The 18,437-nt window shown below is 73.9% G+C and carries 12 protein-coding genes; 1 reads left to right on the plus strand and 11 read right to left on the minus strand.

What is annotated here, in order from left to right:
• Window positions 1–31: 31 nt before the first annotated feature.
• Genes AB0K12_RS39065 through AB0K12_RS39080 form a run of 4 tightly spaced genes read right to left on the minus strand, consistent with a single transcriptional unit; the run spans window position 32 to window position 7,026 of the window.
• Entirely contained in the window at window positions 32–2,161 is a 2,130-nt protein-coding gene (locus AB0K12_RS39065) for an ABC transporter permease (protein WP_364572613.1), read from the minus strand.
• A complete protein-coding gene (locus AB0K12_RS39070; RefSeq protein ID WP_364572615.1) occupies window positions 2,158–5,289 on the minus strand; it encodes an FtsX-like permease family protein in 3,132 nt (1,043 codons plus the stop codon). Before AB0K12_RS39070 ends, AB0K12_RS39065 begins: the two co-directional genes overlap by 4 nt.
• A 16-nt stretch (window positions 5,290–5,305) precedes the next feature.
• Window positions 5,306–6,097: an ABC transporter ATP-binding protein gene (locus tag AB0K12_RS39075; protein WP_364572617.1), complete on the minus strand. Its 792-nt coding sequence runs from the start codon at window positions 6,095–6,097 to the stop codon at window positions 5,306–5,308.
• Entirely contained in the window at window positions 6,094–7,026 is a 933-nt protein-coding gene (locus tag AB0K12_RS39080) for an ABC transporter ATP-binding protein (RefSeq protein WP_364572619.1), read from the minus strand. Before AB0K12_RS39080 ends, AB0K12_RS39075 begins: the two co-directional genes overlap by 4 nt.
• Before the next feature lie 186 nt (window positions 7,027–7,212).
• On the opposite strand from AB0K12_RS39080, the gene AB0K12_RS39085 reads away from it, so the two are divergent.
• Window positions 7,213–7,581, plus strand: coding sequence for a hypothetical protein (locus AB0K12_RS39085; RefSeq protein ID WP_364572621.1), 369 nt, complete (start codon window positions 7,213–7,215; stop codon window positions 7,579–7,581).
• Window positions 7,582–7,718: 137 nt separating this feature from the next.
• Here AB0K12_RS39085 and AB0K12_RS39090 read toward each other — a convergent pair whose 3' ends face one another.
• The 7 genes from AB0K12_RS39090 to AB0K12_RS39120 all read right to left on the minus strand — a co-directional run bounded on the left by AB0K12_RS39090 (window position 7,719) and on the right by AB0K12_RS39120 (window position 18,430).
• Window positions 7,719–11,183 carry a ThuA domain-containing protein gene (locus tag AB0K12_RS39090; RefSeq protein WP_364572623.1) on the minus strand — a complete coding sequence of 1,155 codons (3,465 nt, stop codon included), beginning with the start codon at window positions 11,181–11,183 and terminating at the stop codon, window positions 7,719–7,721.
• 27 nt (window positions 11,184–11,210) lie between these two features.
• The gene (locus AB0K12_RS39095) at window positions 11,211–12,044 is read right to left on the minus strand and encodes a sugar phosphate isomerase/epimerase family protein (protein WP_364572625.1); all 834 of its coding nucleotides are present in this window, start codon (window positions 12,042–12,044) and stop codon (window positions 11,211–11,213) included.
• A 37-nt stretch (window positions 12,045–12,081) separates the two neighbouring features.
• Window positions 12,082–13,284: a substrate-binding domain-containing protein gene (locus tag AB0K12_RS39100; protein ID WP_364572627.1), complete on the minus strand. Its 1,203-nt coding sequence runs from the start codon at window positions 13,282–13,284 to the stop codon at window positions 12,082–12,084.
• Window positions 13,271–14,221: an ABC transporter permease gene (locus AB0K12_RS39105; protein ID WP_364572629.1), complete on the minus strand. Its 951-nt coding sequence runs from the start codon at window positions 14,219–14,221 to the stop codon at window positions 13,271–13,273. The genes AB0K12_RS39100 and AB0K12_RS39105 overlap by 14 nt, the downstream gene beginning before the upstream one ends.
• The gene (locus AB0K12_RS39110; RefSeq protein WP_364572631.1) at window positions 14,218–15,213 is read right to left on the minus strand and encodes an ABC transporter permease; all 996 of its coding nucleotides are present in this window, start codon (window positions 15,211–15,213) and stop codon (window positions 14,218–14,220) included. The genes AB0K12_RS39105 and AB0K12_RS39110 overlap by 4 nt, the downstream gene beginning before the upstream one ends.
• Window positions 15,214–16,647, minus strand: coding sequence for a sugar ABC transporter ATP-binding protein (locus AB0K12_RS39115; protein WP_364572633.1), 1,434 nt, complete (start codon window positions 16,645–16,647; stop codon window positions 15,214–15,216). It lies immediately after the preceding gene.
• An 85-nt stretch (window positions 16,648–16,732) separates the two neighbouring features.
• Window positions 16,733–18,430: a ThuA domain-containing protein gene (locus tag AB0K12_RS39120; protein WP_364572635.1), complete on the minus strand. Its 1,698-nt coding sequence runs from the start codon at window positions 18,428–18,430 to the stop codon at window positions 16,733–16,735.
• Window positions 18,431–18,437 lie beyond the last annotated feature (7 nt).

The raw sequence follows: 18,437 nt of genomic DNA on the forward strand, positions 1-18,437 counted from the left end.
GACGAAAGGTTGCACCCGGCTCGGAGCTCGCTCAGCCGTCGCCCGCGCGCAGCACCTCGCTCAGCCGCCGACGGCGCCGCACCGCCGCCTCGACGGGCACCACGACGGCGACGGCCACCACGAACGCCACCGCCACCGCGCCGATGCCCCACCACGGGGGTGCCGGGGTCGGGCCGGCGCCCGTGAGGAGGTGCAGGGAGAGCGATCCGAACGTCAAGCGGGCCAGCAGCACCCCGAGCACCGGGCCTGCGACGGCGGCCAGCACCGCAGGGGGCAGCAGCTCCCCCGCCGCTACCCACCGGGTCTCCCGGGACCGCAACCCGAGGGTCCGCAGCCGGGTGAGCGTCTGCCACCGCTCCGGCGCACTGGCCGCCGCGCCCAGCGCGAGCCCCAGCAGCCCCAGGACCGGCAGCGTCACGGCCACCACCCAGGCCAGCCGCAACAGCCCGGCGGCCAGCGGCCCGGCCGCGATCCCGTGACCGAGGGCGGCTCCGAGGGTCAGTGCGTACGTCGTCAGAGTCGCCGAGGTCACGAGCGTTGTCAGGGGGAGCACGTGGCTTGAGGCCGCCATGGCTCGGGCGGCTCCGAACACCGCCAGTGGGCGGCGGGAGCGAAGCAGGCGCTTGAGCGCGAAGCGCGTCCCCAAGGGCAGGGCCCGGGCCAGCACGAGCGCGCCGACGCATGCGCACAATGCCGGGGCGCTGGCAGGTAGCACTCCCCCGCTGATCCCGCGCTGGTAGAGGGCGACGACGCTGCCGGTCGCGGCCAGCAGCACCCCGAGCTCCGCGGCGGCCCGCCGTAGCCGAGCGGTGTCGCGCATCCACCGCCGTGCGCTCCGGTTGGCCGGGACACGGCGGTCGCGGGTGGCGCGGGCGGCGGTGAGGGTGCCGAACGCCGGTCCTGCGACGACGGCGACGATCAGCACGGGTGTGATCCATCCCCAGGAGAATCCCAGCGCGCCGCTGAGGCCCGGTGTGACGAGCCAGGCCAGAGCGAGCCCCGAAGCCGCGGCCAGCAGCGCCGTCAGGGCCGACTCCAGCAGCAGTTCGCCGCCGATGGCCGGGAGGGACATTCCGCGCTGGCGGGCGGCGGCCAGGGGGCGGGCGCGGCGGCGTACCAGGAGGTCGGCGGCGAGGAGCAGGACCAGGGCGGCGACGGTGAGCAAGGTGACGAGCAGCAGGGACGCCTGCGCGAACGCGGCCTCGACCTGCGCGCTCACGTCCCGCAGCACCCCGTCGAGCCGGGTCTCCCACTGCAGTGAGCCGTCCCGCGCGCCGGAGGAGCCTGAGGCCGCCTTGAGCGCGACCACCTTGGCGGCGACCGGCGGCACGACGTCCCAGGAGAGGCGGGCCGGGTCGGGGGTGAACCAGGCGGTGCGCCGCAGCTCGTCCGGTCCGAAGGCGAGGCGGGCGTCGGGCAGGGACTCGCGGGACAGCAGCCCGGCGAAGCGAGTGCTTCCCCTGCCGTCCGCCCCGGCCACCGGCTTCAGCAGCGCGGGGGCCGGCCGCCAGGCGGGGTCGGCGCTGTCCGACGGCCGGAAGATGCCGCTGACCTGGACCTTCTTGACGTTCCCCTGGTCGTCGGCGAGCGGGATCTCGGCGCCGGGCCGGAGCTGGAGAGCGGCGGCGTCCGCCTCCGACAGGCCCACCTGCACCGGCCACGGCGGCGCGCCGTAGGGGACGGACGCCGTCTCGGAGCCGGTGGGTTCGGGCGGGCCGCCCGCGATCCACGTGACGGCGGGGCCGCCCTCGCGGGCGAGGTAGGCGAGCTGGAACGTGCGCAGCACGCTGCCGTCGGTGATCTTGAGGGTGGGGCTGATGACGGTGGCGACGGGCGGATGCAGGGCGGCGCGCAGGCCGGGCCCGAGCTCGTCGGTGGCCCTGGCGCGGAAGTCGTCCACGCTCTCGGCCAGGCGCGGGTGCCGGAGGCGGCTGGCGCGCGGCCCGCCGTCGTCCTCCATCCGGGCGTGCACCCGGAGGTCGCCGCCGTCCCTGCGGACGGCGTCCCGTACGGCGGCATCGGCGGTCGCACTCAGCAGTGGCGGGATCGCGGCGGCCAGCAACGTGACCACGGCCACCACAAGGGCGGCCAGCAGCAACGGCCCGGCATCCGCGCGTGCGCGGCCGGCGACGCTGGGCCAGTGGGGTGCCGGGAGCCTCATGACGCCACCCGCAGGTGGGCGGCGTCGGCGCGGCGGGCCTGGATGGCGACCACCATGCCGACCGTCAGGACGCAGGCGGCCAGCAGCCCGGCGAGCAGGGCGGACTCGGCCGCCCAGGGCCAGACGGGCAGGACTTCGGGTACGGGGGCCGCGCCGGTGTCGGAGCGGATCTGGAGGGGGGCGACGAGGTGGGTGGCGAGGGCGCCGACCGCCGCGCCCGCGGCGAGCAGGGGCAGCAGAATCCCGATGTGCTGGGCGAGCAGCACCCTGCGGATCTCGCGCCGCGTCAGCCCCAGCCCGCGCAGCCGCGCGACCTCGACCGCGCGGGCCCGCAGGTCGAACGTCACGTGCAGGAGGATCCCGGCGAGCATCAGCAGGACCGCGGCCGGGACGAGCAGCCGGAGCACGGCCGGCAGGCCCGCCCGGAGCGGGCCGCCGGTGAGCCGGGCGGTCTCGGACGCGCGGGTGGTGGCGCCGGGGGCGTCGGCGGTGGGGTGGCCGACCCACCAGGCGTCCACGGGCGCGTCGAAGTCGCCGCGCACGGCCAGGGCGCGGGTGAGGGCGTCGAAGTCGGCCAGCACGGCGGCGGCGCCCGGGGCGGACGGCACGGCGGGGAGCACGCCGGCCACGCGGACCGGTACGGGGGTGAGGCCGACGGTGAGGTCGAGCCGGGAGCCGGGACGGGCGCCCGCCTCACCGGCGAACCGGGCGGAGACGGCGACCGGCACCGGCCCTGGGGCGGGGAAGGCGGTGGCGACCAGGCTGGCCGCGTCGGGCGGGCCCTGGAGCGAGACGGTGGTGGTCATCCGCAGCTCGGAGCCCTTGGCGGTCACGGCAGGGTTGGCGAGCTGGCGGGGGATCGGGCCGGCCGAGGTGGCGGCCCACGGTCCTTGCGAGGCGTCGGAGCCCGCCACGGTGAGGGTCACGGCGACGCGGCTGTCGGCCGCGGAGGTTCCGTAGAGGGTGTGGCCGGTGCCGACGTTCCCGGTCGCGATCGCGAATGGCAGCGACACCGCGACCAGCCGGAGCCCTTCGCCGCTCGCGCAGTCCGGCAGCGGGTGCGGCTTGCCGTCGAGCGGGATGGGCGGTCCCGTGCAGGGGGTGCGCAGGCCGGTCGGATCCTGGAGCAGCAGCCGGGGCGTCGTGGTGAGCGGGGTCGTGCCGGTGGCGTTCCCGGTCAGGGAGAGCGCGGCTCCGGCCGGGACGGCGATGCCCGCCACCCGTGACGGCGGTGCGAGGGCGGCGCCCACGGTGCTCCAGGTGCGGCCGTCGTTCAGCCGGCCGCGCAGCAGCGCATCGGCGCGGGTGGCGTCCACGGCGACCAGCCTGGGCGGGTCGCCGGCGCCGCCGAGCCACTGGCCGACGGCGATGCCGCGGTCGGTGGCCGGGCTCACCTCTCCCCCGGTGGCCGTGGCGACCGCCGGGCCCTGGCCGACGGCGGGCGGGGCGGTGAGCGCGAGCGCGAGGTCGGTGCCGACGGCCAGGTCGGCCTGGTCCTGCTGGGAGCGCTGCCAGGTGGCGTCGAACCCGATCCCGTACGTGGCCGCCGCGCACCCCAGCCCGACCAGCAACCCGGCAGCGACCGCCTGCGGCCTGCGGGCGGCCTCGAACGCGGCCAGCGGCACCAGCAGCCCGCGAGCCCGGCGGGCCAGCCGTTCCACGACGCGCAGGGCGGGCCACACCAGGCGCAACGCCAGCGCGGATCCGGCGATGAGCAGCAGCGCGGGGGCGAGCACCCGTACGGCGTCGATGGGCGAGCCCGAACCGGCCGGCTGGTCGCGCAGCTGCCACCAGCCGACGGCGGCGAGCGCCACGAGCAGCACGTCGGCGCCTGACCTGGCGAGCAGTTCCCGCCGCCGGCGCAGCGCCGTCGCGGGAGTGCGCAGGGACGGCACGACGAGCACCGCCGCCAGCGCCAGCGCGCCACCGGCGACGGACAGCACCTGGGCGGCGTTCACCCCGAACGGCGTGGCGAGCCCGGCCCCTGACATGGGGGCCAGCCGGGTCAGCATGGCGTGCAGGGCGGAGGAGGCCGGGATCGCGACCGCGACGGCGAGCACGGCGAGCGCGCCCGCCTCGGCGACCGCCACCCCGGCGAGTTGCCCGCGGCCGACGCCGAGCGCGGACAGCAGCGTGGTCTCCTCGCCGCGCACGCCCGCGCTGAGCCGGCCGGCGAGGGCGAGGGCGGTCGCGGTCAGGACGAGCCCGATGGCGGCGACCGCGAGCACGGCGGCCGTGGTGACCCGCTGCTGGTCGTGGGCGGACAGCAGGGTCGCCGGCAGCTGGGAGGCGACGCGCTGGATGCGTACGCGGTCGCCGAGCGTCTGCCCCAGCCTGCGGTCGGCGGCGAGCACGGTCTGGATGACGGTGTCGAGGTCGCGGACGTCGGGGGCGGACAGGTCGGGGTGGGCGGTGATCTCCAGCCGGTCGAGGGTGGAGCCGCCGGCGAGCAGGTCGTGGAGGTCGGCCAGGAACGGCCCGTACGCGTGCACCGGCTGCGCCGAGCGGCCGTCGCGGTAGGCGAGGTCGTACCCGGCGGCGGCGAGCGGATCGCGCTCCCAGCCGGCGCCGGGCAGCGGGCGTACGACGCCGACCACGCTCACCTCGATCCCCTCGTCGGGGTCGTCGGCCAGCTCCCTGCCGAGGCTGACCCGGCTGCCGACGGTCAGGCCGAGCCGCCGCGCGGTGCTCTCCAGGACGACGGCCTCCACCGGCGTGGCGCCCGCGCGCGGCAGGCGTCCCGTCACCGGCTGGGCGCGGGACCGCAGGTCCTCCACCGCCGACAGGTACGCGACCGCCTGCGTCCCCGTGCCGGGCAGCCATCGCATCACCGACGACGTGCGGACGGCCGTCGTCGCCTGGAAGGGGGTGAGGGCCGAGGTCAGCGCGGCGCGGGTGTCGTCGGCGACGGATCTCGCGTGCTCGCCGCGTACGGTGACGGTGTAGGCGGTGACGTCGATCTTGTCGGCGGTGGCGCGCGCTGCGGCGGTCTCCCGCGCCTGCTCGGCGGTACGGGTGAGCAGGAGCGCGCACACGCCGAGCAGCGTCGTGCCGACCACGGCCACGGCCAGGAGCGCGGCCAGCATCGGCCACTGCGCGCGGGCCCGCCGCGCGACCAGCCTCAGCACGAGCGGCCCTCACCGCTCACGAATCGCCCCGCCCATCGGAGGACGCCCGCCGATTCCCGTCAGGCGAGGAGCGCGCGTCGGAGGGCCCGTAGGGCTCATCGAGGTGTCCGGCGGAGTGCGGGTCGGGATGCTGGTCGAGGTGGCCGTCGTTGATGCGGATCACCCGGTCGGCGAGGGCGAGCATCGTCGGGTCGTGGGTGGAGACCAGGGCGGTCACGCCCTCCGACTCCACCACCCCGCGCAGCAACGCCATCACCGACAGGCCGGTCTCGGCGTCGAGCTGGCCGGTCGGCTCGTCGGCGATGAGCAGGCGAGGGGAGGCGGCCAGGGCGCGGGCGATCGCCACCCGCTGCTGCTGCCCGCCGGACAGCTCGCCGGGCAGCTGTTCCGCGTGATCGGCCAGCCCGACCAGGTCGAGCAGCAGCGCGACCCGCCGCTCGCGTTCCGCCGGGGAGACGCGGGCGAGCCGCAGCGGGGCGCCCACGTTCTCGGCGGCCGACAGCACCGGGATCAGGCCGAAGGTCTGGAAGACGTACGAGACCTTCTCCCGCCGCAGCAGGGCCAGGCCGTCCTCGTCGAGGGCGGTGACGTCGGTGCCGTCGACGTGGACCGTACCGGCGTCGGGGCGGTCCAGCCCGCCGATGACGTTCAGCAGTGTGGTCTTGCCGGAGCCCGACCGCCCGACCAGGGCGGTCATGGTGCCGGGCGCGAGGTCGAACGTCACGTCCCGCAGCGCCTGCACGGCGGTCGCCCCGCTGCCGAAGCGGCGGTGCACGCCGCGCACGCTGACCAGCGGCCCGCCGCTCATGCGGGCCCGCCGCCGTCGGGACGGATCGCCACGTGATCCGACTCGAGCACCAGCCGGACCCGCCGGGTCAGCGCCAGCGCCTCCCGGTAGTCGCGCGGCACCTGCACCCGTCCCGCCCTGTCCATCACCGCGTACTCCTCGGCGATCACCTGCTGGGCGCCGTCGTCGTCGGTGGCGGTACGCCGCAGGACCTCGCTGCTCGTCCGCCCGTCACGGATGGCCACCGTCCGCTCGACCTGCCCGCTGACCGCGGGGTCGTGGGTGACGATGACGACGGTGACGCCCAGCCGCCGGTTGACCTCCCGCAGCAGCCCGAACACGGCCGCCGACGTGGCGCTGTCCAGCTCCCCCGTCGGCTCGTCGGCCAGCAGCACCTTGGGCTCGTTGGCGAGGGCGACCGCGATGGCGACCCGCATCTGCTGCCCGCCGGACATCTGCGCGGGCCGCCGATCGGCGCAGTCGGCGACGCCGAGCAGGCCGAGCAGCTCGGCGGCGCGCTCGCGGCGGACGCGGGCGGGGGTGCGGGCGGCCGTCATCGGCAGGTCGACCATCTGGCGCGCGGTCAGGTACGGGATGAGGTTGGCGGCGGTCTGCTGGCGGACGAAACCCACGGTGTGCCGCCGGTAGCGGACGCGGTCGGCGCGCGACATGTCCAGGAGGTTCCACCGGTCGACCCGGACGCGCCCGGCGGTGGGCGCGTCCACCCCGGCCAGGATGGACAGCAGCGTCGACTTCCCCGACCCGGACGCGCCGACGACGGCCACCATCTCCCCGGCGTCCACGACCAGGTCGAGCCCCTGCAGGGCCTGCACCTCGACCGAGCCGGTCTGGTAGATGCGCACGAGGCTCTCGCAGGCGATCAGCGCGTCGCGTCCGAACTCGGGTGCCTTCGCGGGCGGCTCAGGCAGGGACAGGGGCGTGACGGCCATCGCCCTCCTCAGTCCCGGCAGTGATCTCGGGGCACGACTCTATCGGCCGGGCGAACCGTGCCCAACCCCTGTTTCGCCGGGTGATCGGGCGTATTCCCTGCGTATTCCAGGCTGCTGCCGGCGCGTGCGACGATCACGCCGACGAGCCTCGGCCAGGAGATCTCCGGCCGGCGAAGGAGAAGACATATGCATCTGCTGAAGAAGGTCACCGTCGGCGTCGCCGCCGCGGTCGCGAGCCTCGCCCTGGCCGCGCCGGCCCACGCGGAGAGCTTCAAGCGCGACGTCGGGGACGGGATCATCCGGTACGCCGACGCCACCAACGAGCTGTGCGTCCTCGCGGACAACGTCACCGGCACGGCCTGGGTGGAGGTGACGCTCACCCGTCCCGGCACGATCGGCCGGCCCATCGTCATCAGGGACGACAACGTCAAGCACCCTGGCGCGGTCTGCGGTCTGCTCACCGGCTTCGACGGGGTCACGTTCAAGGCGGCGTACGAGAGCTACTGGAGCGGGCGCGGCACCATCCTGCGCGGCTCGTTCGAGTTCCGGTCCTGACGCGGTCGCGACAGCGCGTGCTCGCGGGTCGCCGCGATCCCGGCGACGCCGCCGTCCCCGCTGCCCTGCTACACCGACGACGAGGCGCTCATCGCCTGGACCTGCGCTGATGAGCGCGCTCGTCGCCGCGCCGCTGATCACCCGTTGCGGGTCCAGCGCTGGTTGGCGCCGCCGTTGCAGGGCCAGATGGTGAGCCCGGTGCCGTTCGCGGTGGCGTGGCCTGGCACGTCCAGGCACTTGTTCGCGCCGACGGCGGTGATCGTGCCGTCGGTGTTCATGCGCCACTTCTGGTTGTCCTGGCCGTTGCAGGTCCAGGTGATGACCGCGGTGCCGTCGGCGGTGCCGCCGCCGTTGACGTCCAGGCAGCGGTCGCCGTGCACCCGCAGCTCGCCCGCCTCCGTCAGGGTCCACTGCTGGTCCGCCTGGCCGTCGCAGTCCCAGATCTGGACCTGCGAGGCGCCCGCGTCCAGGCAGCGGCCTGACTCGACGCCGCGCAGCGCGAACGTGTCCGCGGGGGTGCCGTCCCCCGTGCCGACGCCTCGGCCGTTGAAGGTGATGGAGTCGAGGTCGAACGCGTTCGCGGACGGAGCCTTGAACACGACGTGCAGGTTGCGCGTGCCGCCCGGGTCGGTGACGGACACCGCGGGCAGCGACACGTAGGTGTCCCAGCCCCCGGTCGCCGGCACGGTCCTGGTGGCGACGAGGGGTCCTGTCGGCGAGCCGGCGCGCAGCTCGATGGAGGCTCCGGTGGCGGACGGCGCCGAGACGCGGAAGGTCACCGTGTCGATGCCGGACAGGTTGACCGGGGTGAAGGAGATCCAGTCGCCGTTGGAGATGTCGCCGATGCGCCTGCTGCCCTCGGCTCCGGACTGCTCGACGACGCGGACCCCGGACGAGCCGGTGAAGTGCTCGGCCTGCTTGTGCTTCGGTTGCAGGGTGATGCCGGCGGTGCCCTTCAGGCCGCCGGAGTCGGTGTGGTCGGCGGACAGCGCGTAGTAGACGTTCGCGGTCTCGTCGTGGCCGGAGGCCGTGGTCGTGACCGTCCCCGTGCACCCGGTGTACTGGCCGGTGTCGTGGGCGTGCTGGTCGTGGCCGAGCGCGGTGGTCACGGTGACCTCGGCGCAGTCGGCGGCGCCGTCCTCGGCGTCGGTGGCGACGACCGTGTAGTCCACCTCGTCGCCGAAGTCGATGAACCCGCCGTCGGGCGGCGCCGAGAAGGCCACCTCGGGACGGGTGTTGCCGACGACGACGGGCACCGTGACGCTGCCGGTCCTGCCGCCCGTGTCGCGGACGGTGAGCCTGGCAGTGTAGGTGCCGTTGGCCGTGTAGGTGTGCGAAGGGTTGGCGGCGGCGGAGGTCGCGCCGTCACCGAAGTCCCAGGCGAAGGTGATCGCGTCGCCGTCGGGGTCGGACGAGCCGGCCGAGGAGAACGCGACGGTGAGCGGCGCGGTGCCCGAGTCGGGGCTGGCGCTCGCCTTGGCCAGGGGCGCGCGGTTTCCCGCCACGTAGTCGATGCGGTAGATGCTGTCGTCGGTGTTCGCGTGGCCGAAGCCGTTGCCCCAGTCGGCCATGTAGAGGGCGCCGTCGGGGCCGAACTTCATGTCGATCGGCGCGCGCGGCGCGATCTGCGCCACGAAGGGGCTGATCTTCAGGAGGTTCCCCGAGGAGTCGAGGCGGAGCTCCTTGACGAAGTTGCGGCTCCACTCGTAGAAGAACGGCGTCCCGTCGTAGTAGGCGGGGAACTTCCGCTCCGAGCCGGAGGCCGCGTCGTAGCGGTAGATGGGGCCGCCCATCGGGGCGGCGCCGCCGCAGCAGTCGATCTCGGGGAACTCCTCCGAGGCGTGGTAGTCGTACCACACGGTCGCGGGCTTGGCGGCCGGCAGGTTGGTCAGGCCGGTGTTGTTGGGCGAGTCGTTGACGGGCGCCGAGCAGTTGAACGCCGGGCCCGAGGCGCCGGTGGCGAAGTTGTAGTCGCGGTACGGCAGGTTGGGGCCGACGCAGTACGGCCAGCCGTAGAAGCCGGGCTCCTTGATCAGGTTCCACTCGACGGTGCCCTCGGGGCCGCGGGCGGAGTTCGCGGCGCCCGCGTCGGGGCCGTAGTCGCCCACCGAGATCCAGCCCGTCTCCTTGTCGACCGAGAAGCGGAACGGGTTGCGGAAGCCCATCGCGTAGATCTCCGGCCGGGTCCTCGCGGTGCCGGGCGGGAACAGGTTGCCGGACGGGATCGTGTAGGTGCCGTCGGGCTCGGGGTGGATGCGCAGGATCTTGCCGCGCAGGTCGTCGGTGTTGGCCGAGGAGCGCTGGGCGTCGTAGTGTTCCCTGCCCTGCCGCTCGTCGATCGGGGCGTAGCCGCTGGAGCCGTTGGGGTTGGTGTCGTCGCCGGGGCCGATGTAGAGGTCGCCGTCCGGTCCGAAGGCGAGGTAGCCGCCGGTGTGGCCGGGCTCGTCGACGTTCCGGTACGCCGGAATCTCGATGATCTTCTTCTCGCTGGCCAGGTCGAGGGCGGTGCCGTCGAAGGTGAAGCGCGACACCCGGTTCACCTCGCCGCCGCTCGCGGGCGAGTAGTTGAGGTAGATCCAGCCGTTGTCGGCGAAATCCGGGTCGAGCGCCAGCCCGATGCCGCCGTCCTCGCCGCCGTCGTAGACCGGCAGGGTGCCGATGACGCGCGTGCCGCCGCCGTTGGCGGGGATGAGGTTCACCTTGCCGGAGCGGGAGATGTAGAAGACGCTGCCGTCGGCGGCCACGTCCAGCTCCATGGGCTGGTCGGGCGCGCCGTCGAGGGTGACCTTCTGGTAGCGGGCCTCGACGGTGCCGCCGCAGTCGCCCGGCGCCGCGCCGGCCGCCCACTGTACGGCGCCGAGCAGGTGCCGCCGGAACAGCGGCTCGGTGTAGGAGGACGCCTGGTGGCCCATCGCGGTGGCGAACACCCGGCCGCCCTCCGGCCGGTGGCACCAGGAGATCGGGTGGTCGGCGCCCATCCTGCTCGGTCCCGCGTCATAGGTGGTCTCGTCGGCGGTCACCAGCACGTGGACCGAGCCGCGCATGTTGGTGTCGAAGTTGTACCACTCCTCGGTGCGGGTCCACCGGTCGGGTAACCCCTGGGTGGCGGGGTGGACCTGGTCGGCCACCTTGGCGGTGCCCTGCACGATCGACGAGTGCGCGGTCATGTGGGCGCCGGCCATGACGACCTCGTCCCACCAGGGGAACTGCGCCTCGATGTTCATGTCGGTGGCGTTGTGGATCGCCACGACGCCGTGCCCGCCGCGTACGTACGACTGGAAGGCCTGGCGCTGGGCGTCGTTGTCCCACACCATGCCGTTGGTCTGGAACATGATCACCGCGTCGTAGGTGCTCATCGCCGCGCTGGTGAAGACGGAGGAGTCCTCGCTGTGGTCGAGCTCGAAGTCGTTGTCGGCCGCCAGCTGCTGGAACATCGCGACGCCGGCGGAGATGGAGTCGTGCCGGTAGGCGCCGCCCGCCGTCTCGGTGAACAGCAGCACCTTGAACGGGTCCGCGAGCGCGTGCGCGACGGGCGGTGACGACGACAGCAGCAGTCCTGACAGGGCCGCGGCCAGGGCGGTGAGCAGGCGTGATCTTCGCATGGGAGAGCTCCTGAGAGGGTGGATGGTTCACAGCGCGCGCAGGTACGCCAGGCCGTCCACGGCCAGGGCGTCCTGGCTGCGCGCGAGCGGCCGCCAGATGGAGGCCGCAGTGGCGATGCTCCGGTTGTGCGCGGTGAACGACTCGATGACGAGCGGGCCCTGATACCCCACCTGGCGCAGGGCCTGCGTGAAGCCGGGCCAGTCGAACCGGTCGGCGCCCGGCGTGCCGCGGTCGGTGCCGCACACCTGGACGTGCGCGAGGCGGTCGGCCGCGGCCAGGACGGCCAGGGCGGGGTCCTTCTCCTCGATGTTCAGGTGGTAGACGTCGAGTGCGAGGTGGCAGTCCTCCGGCAACGTCTCGAGCGCCTGCTCGACGGTGTTGATGAGGCTGGTCTCGTACCGGTTGAGCGGCTCGACCGCGAGCTTCACGCCGCGCCCGGCGGCGTGGTCCAGGACGGGGCGCAGGTGCTCGCGCAGCTCGGCCCCGGCCTTCCCGCGCTCGTACGGCGACAGCCGCCACGTGCGGCCCACCGACGTGTACGCCGGCCCCGCGACCACCGGCGACCCGACGGTCACCGCCACGTCGACGCAGTGCCGCAGGTAGTCCTGGGTGTCGCGGACGGTCCGCGGGGAGGCGGCCACGAGCTCGCGTCCCGGCGGCATGACGAGCACCACGGACGCGGCCAGCCCGTGCTCGGCCAGGACCGCGGCGGCCTTGTCCGGGTCCCAGTCGCCGGGCCGCTCGACGGGCAGCTCGATGACGTCGAAGCCCCACCGGGCGATGCGGGGGGCGAGCCTGGCCAGGTCGTCGTCGGTCAGCGGGGAGACCCAGACCCAGGTGTTCACTCCGATGGAGAACATGGCGTCCCTCTTCGTCGTCGTTCGCGGGAGGGAGCGGTCAGCTTCGCTTCCCGCCCCAGTCCTCCGGGAAGCCGGGCAGGTCCTCGCAGCCGCACAGCGCGTAGTGCAGGGGCGGCATGCCGGGCTTGAGGTGGGCGTGCAGGGTGTCGGCGGTGACCTTCGGCTGCGGCAGGTTCCACGTCTCGGGCACCTCCTGGCCCTTGAGGATCCTCAGCGCGGCGATGACGGGGGTGCGCCACTGGTAGGTGGGGTACGTGGGCGCGACGGCGGTGAGGCCGGCGTCCTTCCACTTCTGCAGGAAGTCCTGCTGGTCCTCGCCGCTGATCGGCGGCACCGGCACGCCGGCGTCCTCGAACGCCTCGATCGCGGCCACGGCCGTGGCGCCCGCGTCCATCCAGACGCCGTCGATGGTGCCGTGCCGCTGGATGTAGTCGCCGACGATGCTCTTGGTCTTGGCGGCGTCGCCGTCGGTGAACTCCACGCCCACCACCTGGACGCGGCTGTCGTCGAAGACCACCTTCGCCGCCGACCAGCGGGTCTCCAGCACGTCCACGCCGGGCAGGATGCGCAGGGCCAGCACCTTCCCGCCGGCCGGCACCTTCTCGGCGAGGAACTCGGCGGCGTCGGCGCCGAAGGCGTAGCCGCCGATGGGCTTGATGAACGTCACCGGGCAGCCGGTCCGCACGCCCCGGTCGAACACGATGACGGGCACCTTCGCGCAGGCGGCCGTCACGGCGGGGGTGAGCGTGGCGGTGGTGTTCGGCGAGACGATCAGCGCGTCGCAGCCCTTGTCCTGCAGCTCGGCGATGTCGGAGATCTGCTTGTCGTCCTTGCCCTCGGCGTCCAGCACGGTGAACGTCTCGATCTCGTCGTGCAGCTCGACCTCGGCCTGCATGGTCTTCCAGCCGACCTGGCGCCAGGGGTTGTCGACCGCCGCGTTGGAGAAGCACAGGTGGTAGGGCCCGTCCTTCTTGTACCGGGTCGTGTCGACCATCTTCGGGGCGATGGCCTGCTCCCACGGCTTGTCCGCGGGGCCCTCCGGCTCCTGGGAGCGCATGGCCAGCTGAGCGTCGAAGTCGGCCTGGACGAAGAACGCCGACTGCGCGCCCGTGCCTGAGCCCTGGGTGCTTTCGGCGGACGCCTCCGGGGTGGTGGTGGCGGCCGGCTTGTCGACGGTGCAGGCGGCGACGAGGGCGCCGGCCGCCATGAGCGCGGCGGCTGCGGCCTTAGGGCGCGGCATGTGCGTCTCCTCTTGACGGGAAGGGTTTCCTGGGGAGCCGGACGGCTCCTGCCGCGACCGCGGCGATGATGATGACGCCCTGCACGGTGGACTCCAGCGCCCCCGAGATCCCGTACAGGTTGAGCAGGGTGAACAGCGCCTCCAGCGTGCAGGCCCCGGCCATGGCGGCGACCACGGAGCCGCGCCCGCCGCCCAGCGCCACGCCGCCGAGCACGACCGCGGTGATGGCGGAGAACTCCAGCCCCTGCCCCACCTGCGCCGATACCCCGGCGAACCCGCCGAGCAGGACGGCCGCGACCGCCGCCGACAGGCCGGAGAGCATGAACGCGTAGATCTTGACCCGGTCGACCCGGACGCCGGACAGCGCGGCGGCGCGCGCGTTGTCGCCGGTGGCCGCCAGCGTCCTGCCGAAGCGGGCGCGCGTGAGCGCGATCGCCGCCGCGCCCGCGGCCAGCAGGATCAGCACCGACCACGGCACCGGCCCGAGACCGCCGCGGCCGAACGCGCGGAAGCCCTCTGACAGCGCGCCACGCGGCGCGCCGCCGGTCCAGAGGAAGACCGCCCCGCTGAGGACGAGCAGCATGCCGAGCGTCACGATGAACGACGGCACCCGCAGCTTGGTGGTGAGCAGGCCGTTGACCAGCCCGACGAGCAGCCCGGCGACGATCAGCAGGGCGAGGACCGGCCAGGTGGCGGGCTCCTCGCCGTCGATGAGCCGGGCGGCGATCACCACCTCGGCCGTCACCAGCGAGCCGACCGACAGGTCGAACTCGCCGGAGACGATGACGAAGTACTGCCCCGCGGCGAGGATCACCAGCGGCGCGGCCCGCTTGAGCAACGCCAGGAACCCGGCGGGCTCCAGGAGGAGGGGGTTGGCGACCGCGATCGCGACCAGCAGGGCCGCGAGGACGGTGAGGATGGGCAGCGCTCGTCTCATGTCGCCCGCCTCGTGCCGCGCCGGGCGTAGACGGCCACCGCGACGACGATGACCGCGCCGCGGACCACGTCCTTCGCGAAGGAGTCGACCTCGAGCTGGTTGAACAGGGTGTCCAGGACGGCCAGCAGCAGCACCCCGCCGACCGTTCCCGCGACGCCGCCCCTGCCGCCGGCCAGCGCGGTCCCGCCGAGCACGACCGCGGCGATGGACTCCAGGTCGTACCCGCCGTCCGGGCCCACCGTGGGCGCTCCCGCCCCGAGCCTGGCGGCCAGCAGCAGGCCCGCGACGCCGGCGCAGAGCGAGCAGAGGACGTGAGTGATCACGATGACGCGGGACGTGCGGATCCCCGACAGCCGGGCGACGTCCTCGCTGCCGCCCACCGCGTAGATCCGGTGGCCCAGCCGGGTCCGCGCCAGCAGGACCCAGGCCGCCACCGCCACGCCCGCCCAGAGCATGGCCGAGACGGGGACGGGCCCGGCCCGCGCGTAGCCGAGAAGCTGGAACGACTCGGGCACCTCGCCCGCCGGGCCGTCGTACAGGTGGTCGACGACGCCCTTGATGATCAGGCCGACGCCGAGCGTGGCGATGAAGGCGTGCACCCGGAGCCGGGTGATGACAAGACCGTTGACGAGCCCCACCAGCGCGCTGACGGCCAGCACGGCGGCGCAGGCCGCGACGGCGTTGCCGTCCTGGCCCGCCATGACCTCCGCCGCGACCAGCGAGGTCAGGCTGATCAGGTACGCCACCGACAGGTCGAGCGAGCCGGCCAGGATCGCCAGCGTCTGCCCGATCGCCACGATGCCGAGGGCCGCGGAGCGCTGCTGGATGCCGACGACGCTCTCCAGGGTGAGGAACCGGCCGCCGTCGAGCGCGACGATGACCCAGCCGGCCGCGAGCAGGGCGAACAGGGCGAGGAACACCACGCGCGCGGGATCGCGCAGGTGCCCTGCCAGACCGCCGCCGGTGCGGCCGGTGCGGGCGAGCAGGTCCATTCAGGCCACCTCGCCCGCGGCCAGGCGCATGACGGCCTCCTCGGAGGAACCGGCCGGCAGCGTGCCCGCGACGCGGCCGTCGCGCAGCACGACGATGCGGTCGCTCATGCCGATGAGCTCGGGCAGCTCGGACGAGATCATCATGATGGCCGTGCCGTCGCCGGCCAGGTCGCGCATGAGGTCGTGGATCGCGGCCTTGGCCCCGACGTCCACGCCCCGCGTCGGTTCGTCGAACAGCAGCACCCGTGGTGCCATCGTCAGCCACTTGACGAGCACGACCTTCTGCTGGTTGCCGCCGGACAGGTAGCGGACCTCCCGGTGCGCGGGCGGCAGGCCCACCCGGTCGAGCCGGCCGCTCATCAGGGTGGGGTTCCCCGCGCCGGTCGCGCGGGCGGCGAGCAGGACGTTGTCGCGTACGGACTGGCGCAGCGCGAGCCCCTCGGCCTTGCGGTCCTCGGTCACGAGCCCGATGCCGTGGGCCATGGCCGCGCGGACCGAACGCGGGCGCGCGGGGGTCATCTCGCCCGTGGTGAACGGCTCCGCGCCGAAGATCGCCTTGGCCAGCTCCGTCCTGCCGGACCCCTGCAAGCCCGCGACGCCGACGATCTCCCCGGCGCGCAGCTCCAGATCGATGTCGCGCAGCTTGTGGTTGCCCGCCCCGCGCAGGCTGAGGCGTACCTCGCCGGCGCCGGCCGATCGGGGCGGGTAGTAGGTGCCGAGGTCGCGGCCCACCATGAGGCGGATCAGCTCGTCGCGGGTCACCTCGCCGGCGGGGACCGTGGTGACGCGGGCGCCGTCCTTGAGCACGGTGACCCGGTCGGCGAGGTCGAGCACCTCGCGTAATCGGTGGGAGATGTACATGACGGCGACGCCGCGCTCGCGCAGCCGCCGGATCAGCCGGTAGAGCAGCGCGACCTCGTGCTCGGCGAGCGCCGCGCTGGGCTCGTCCATGACGAGGAGCCGGGCGTGCACCGACAGCGCCTTGACGATCTCGACGATCTGCTGCTGGGCGACCGGCAGGCGCTTGACGGTGGCGCGCGGGCCGATCTGGGTCTCCCCCAGCTCGTCGAGGAGCGCGCCGGTGGCCCGCTCCATGGCGGCGCGGTCGACCAGGCCGCGTTTGACGGGCTCGCGGCCGAGGAACACGTTCTCGGCGACCGTGCGTTCTGGCAGCAGGTTGAACTCCTGGTGGATGATCGCGATGCCGGCGCGCTGCGCCTCCAGCGGGTGGGCGAAGGAGACGGGCCGGCCGTCGACCTCGATCACGCCCTCGTCCGGCGCGTGCACCCCGCAGATGATCTTCATGAGGGTGGACTTGCCCGCGCCGTTCTCGCCGACGACGGCGTGCACCTCGCCGGCCTTCGTCTCCAGGTCCACCCCGGACAGCACCCGCACGCCCAGGAAGCTCTTGCCGATGCCGCGCAGCCTCAGCACCGGGCCGCCTGCCTCGTCGTGCGGGTGGTGGATCGTGTCCTCATGCTCCTCCTGACGGGGACCCCGGATGGTGGCCTGGACCGCTTCAGGTGCGGGTCCAGCGCTGGTTGGTGCCGCCGTGGCAGGACCAGATGTGCACCTTGCTGCCGTTGGCGGTGCCGTAGCCGCTGACGTCCAGGCACTTGTTCGCGCCGACAGCGGTGATCGTGCCGTCCGCGTTCAGACGCCACTTCTGGTTGTTCTGGCCGTTGCAGCTCCAGGTGATGACCGCCGCGCCGTCGGCCGTGCCGCCGCCGTTGACGTCCAGGCACCGGTTGCCGTGCACCCGCAGCTCGCCCGCGGCCGTCGGGGTCCACTGCTGGTTCGCCTGGCCGTTGCAGTCCCAGATCTGCATCTGCGTGCCGCCGGCGTCCAGGCAGCGGCCGGAGCCCACGCCGCGCAGCGCGGTCGCGCCGCCCGGGGCGCCGGTCAGTTCCTTGACGCGGATGTTGCGGAAGGACACGACGTCGCCGGGGCCGTGGTTCTGGATGCCGATGTGGCCCTGCTGGAGCGAGCGGGCCGGGTCGGTGTTGGTGAAGTCGTTGATCTTGGTGCCGTTGAGGAAGACCTGCAGCCGCTCGCCCTCGACCAGCAGCTCGTAGGTGTTCCACTGGCCCGGCGGGTTGAGCGCGGCGTCGCGGGCGGCGAGGTCGGCGGCCTGGAAGCCGTAGACGGCCCCGGTCGTCCTGTCGGCGGCGTCGGTCGCGTCGATCTGCACCTCGTACCCGGTGTCGAGCGCCGTGGCCGGGTCGGTGGTCGCCGGGAATCCGACGATCACGCCGGAGTTGGAGTCGCCGGTCAGCTTCCAGTCGAGCTTGAGCGAGTAGGAGCCGAACTCCTTGGCGTCGTACCACAGCATGCCCATGCCGCCCTCGGAGGTCAGCGTGGCGTCGCCGCTGGTGAAGGAGCCGGGGCCGGCCTGCGTCCAGCCCGCGGTGGAGCCGTTGTAGAGGGCCGTGTAGCCGGTCTCGGGGCGGCAGTCGGCGTTGACGGCCCCGGCGGCGTACCGGATGCCGCCGAGCAGCAGCGCGCGGAAGGCCGGGTCGGCGTACGACTCCTGGGTGTGCCCGAGCCCCGTGTAGAACGCGCGGCCGGACGACTGCGTGCGGCACCACGTGATCGGGTGGTCGCCCATGCTGCCGCCGCTGTAGCTGCTCTCGTCGAGACTCTGCAGCACCCGGACGTTCTGGCGGGGGTTGGTGCGGTAGTTGTACCACTCGTCGGTGCGGGTCCAGGCCGGCCCGAGGTGCGCGGTCGCGGCGTGCGCCCGGTCCTCGTTGCGTACGGTGGCCTGCTGGATCGCCGGGTGGCTGCTGAACCACGCGCCCATCAGCTGCCCGTAGTAGGGCCAGTTGTACTCGGTGTCGGCCGCCGCGTGCACCCCGACGTAGCCGCCTCCGCCGTCCACGTACGCCTCGAAGGCGGCCTGCTGGCTGCTGTTGAGCACGTCGCCGGTGGTGCTGAGGAAGACGACCGCCTGGTACTGGGCCAGGTTGCCGGTGGTGAAGGCGGCGGAGTCCTCGGTGGCGTCCACGTCGAAGTCGCCCGCGCCGCCGAGGTCGCGGATGGCCTGGATGCCGGCGGGGATGGCGTCGTGCCGGAAGCCGGCCGTCTTGGAGAAGACGAGCACCTTGAAGGCGGCGGCCTCGGCCGGGACGGCGTGGACGGCCATCGCCGCCGCCGCGGTGATCGCCACCGCCGCGGCCGACAGGCGTTTCAGCAAGGGGGTCGGTTGACGCAGCATGGGGGGT

Origin of the sequence: Nonomuraea sp. NPDC049419 (assembly GCF_040676995.1) — a bacterium.
GTDB lineage: Bacteria > Actinomycetota > Actinomycetes > Streptosporangiales > Streptosporangiaceae > Nonomuraea > Nonomuraea salmonea.

Bases quoted from the DNA above. Each gene is read 5' to 3' on its own strand.
- AB0K12_RS39080 (WP_364572619.1), bottom strand. From the start codon at position 7,026: ATGGCCGTCACGCCCCTGTCCCTGCCTGAGCCGCCCGCGAAGGCACCC.
- AB0K12_RS39105 (WP_364572629.1), bottom strand. From the start codon at position 14,221: ATGAGACGAGCGCTGCCCATCCTCACCGTCCTCGCGGCCCTGCTGGTC.
- AB0K12_RS39110 (WP_364572631.1), bottom strand. From the start codon at position 15,213: ATGGACCTGCTCGCCCGCACCGGCCGCACCGGCGGCGGTCTGGCAGGG.
- AB0K12_RS39100 (WP_364572627.1), bottom strand. From the start codon at position 13,284: ATGCCGCGCCCTAAGGCCGCAGCCGCCGCGCTCATGGCGGCCGGCGCC.
- AB0K12_RS39085 (WP_364572621.1), top strand. From the start codon at position 7,213: ATGCATCTGCTGAAGAAGGTCACCGTCGGCGTCGCCGCCGCGGTCGCG.
- AB0K12_RS39095 (WP_364572625.1), bottom strand. From the start codon at position 12,044: ATGTTCTCCATCGGAGTGAACACCTGGGTCTGGGTCTCCCCGCTGACC.
- AB0K12_RS39075 (WP_364572617.1), bottom strand. From the start codon at position 6,097: ATGAGCGGCGGGCCGCTGGTCAGCGTGCGCGGCGTGCACCGCCGCTTC.
- AB0K12_RS39065 (WP_364572613.1), bottom strand. From the start codon at position 2,161: ATGAGGCTCCCGGCACCCCACTGGCCCAGCGTCGCCGGCCGCGCACGC.
- AB0K12_RS39090 (WP_364572623.1), bottom strand. From the start codon at position 11,183: ATGCGAAGATCACGCCTGCTCACCGCCCTGGCCGCGGCCCTGTCAGGA.
- AB0K12_RS39120 (WP_364572635.1), bottom strand. From the start codon at position 18,430: ATGCTGCGTCAACCGACCCCCTTGCTGAAACGCCTGTCGGCCGCGGCG.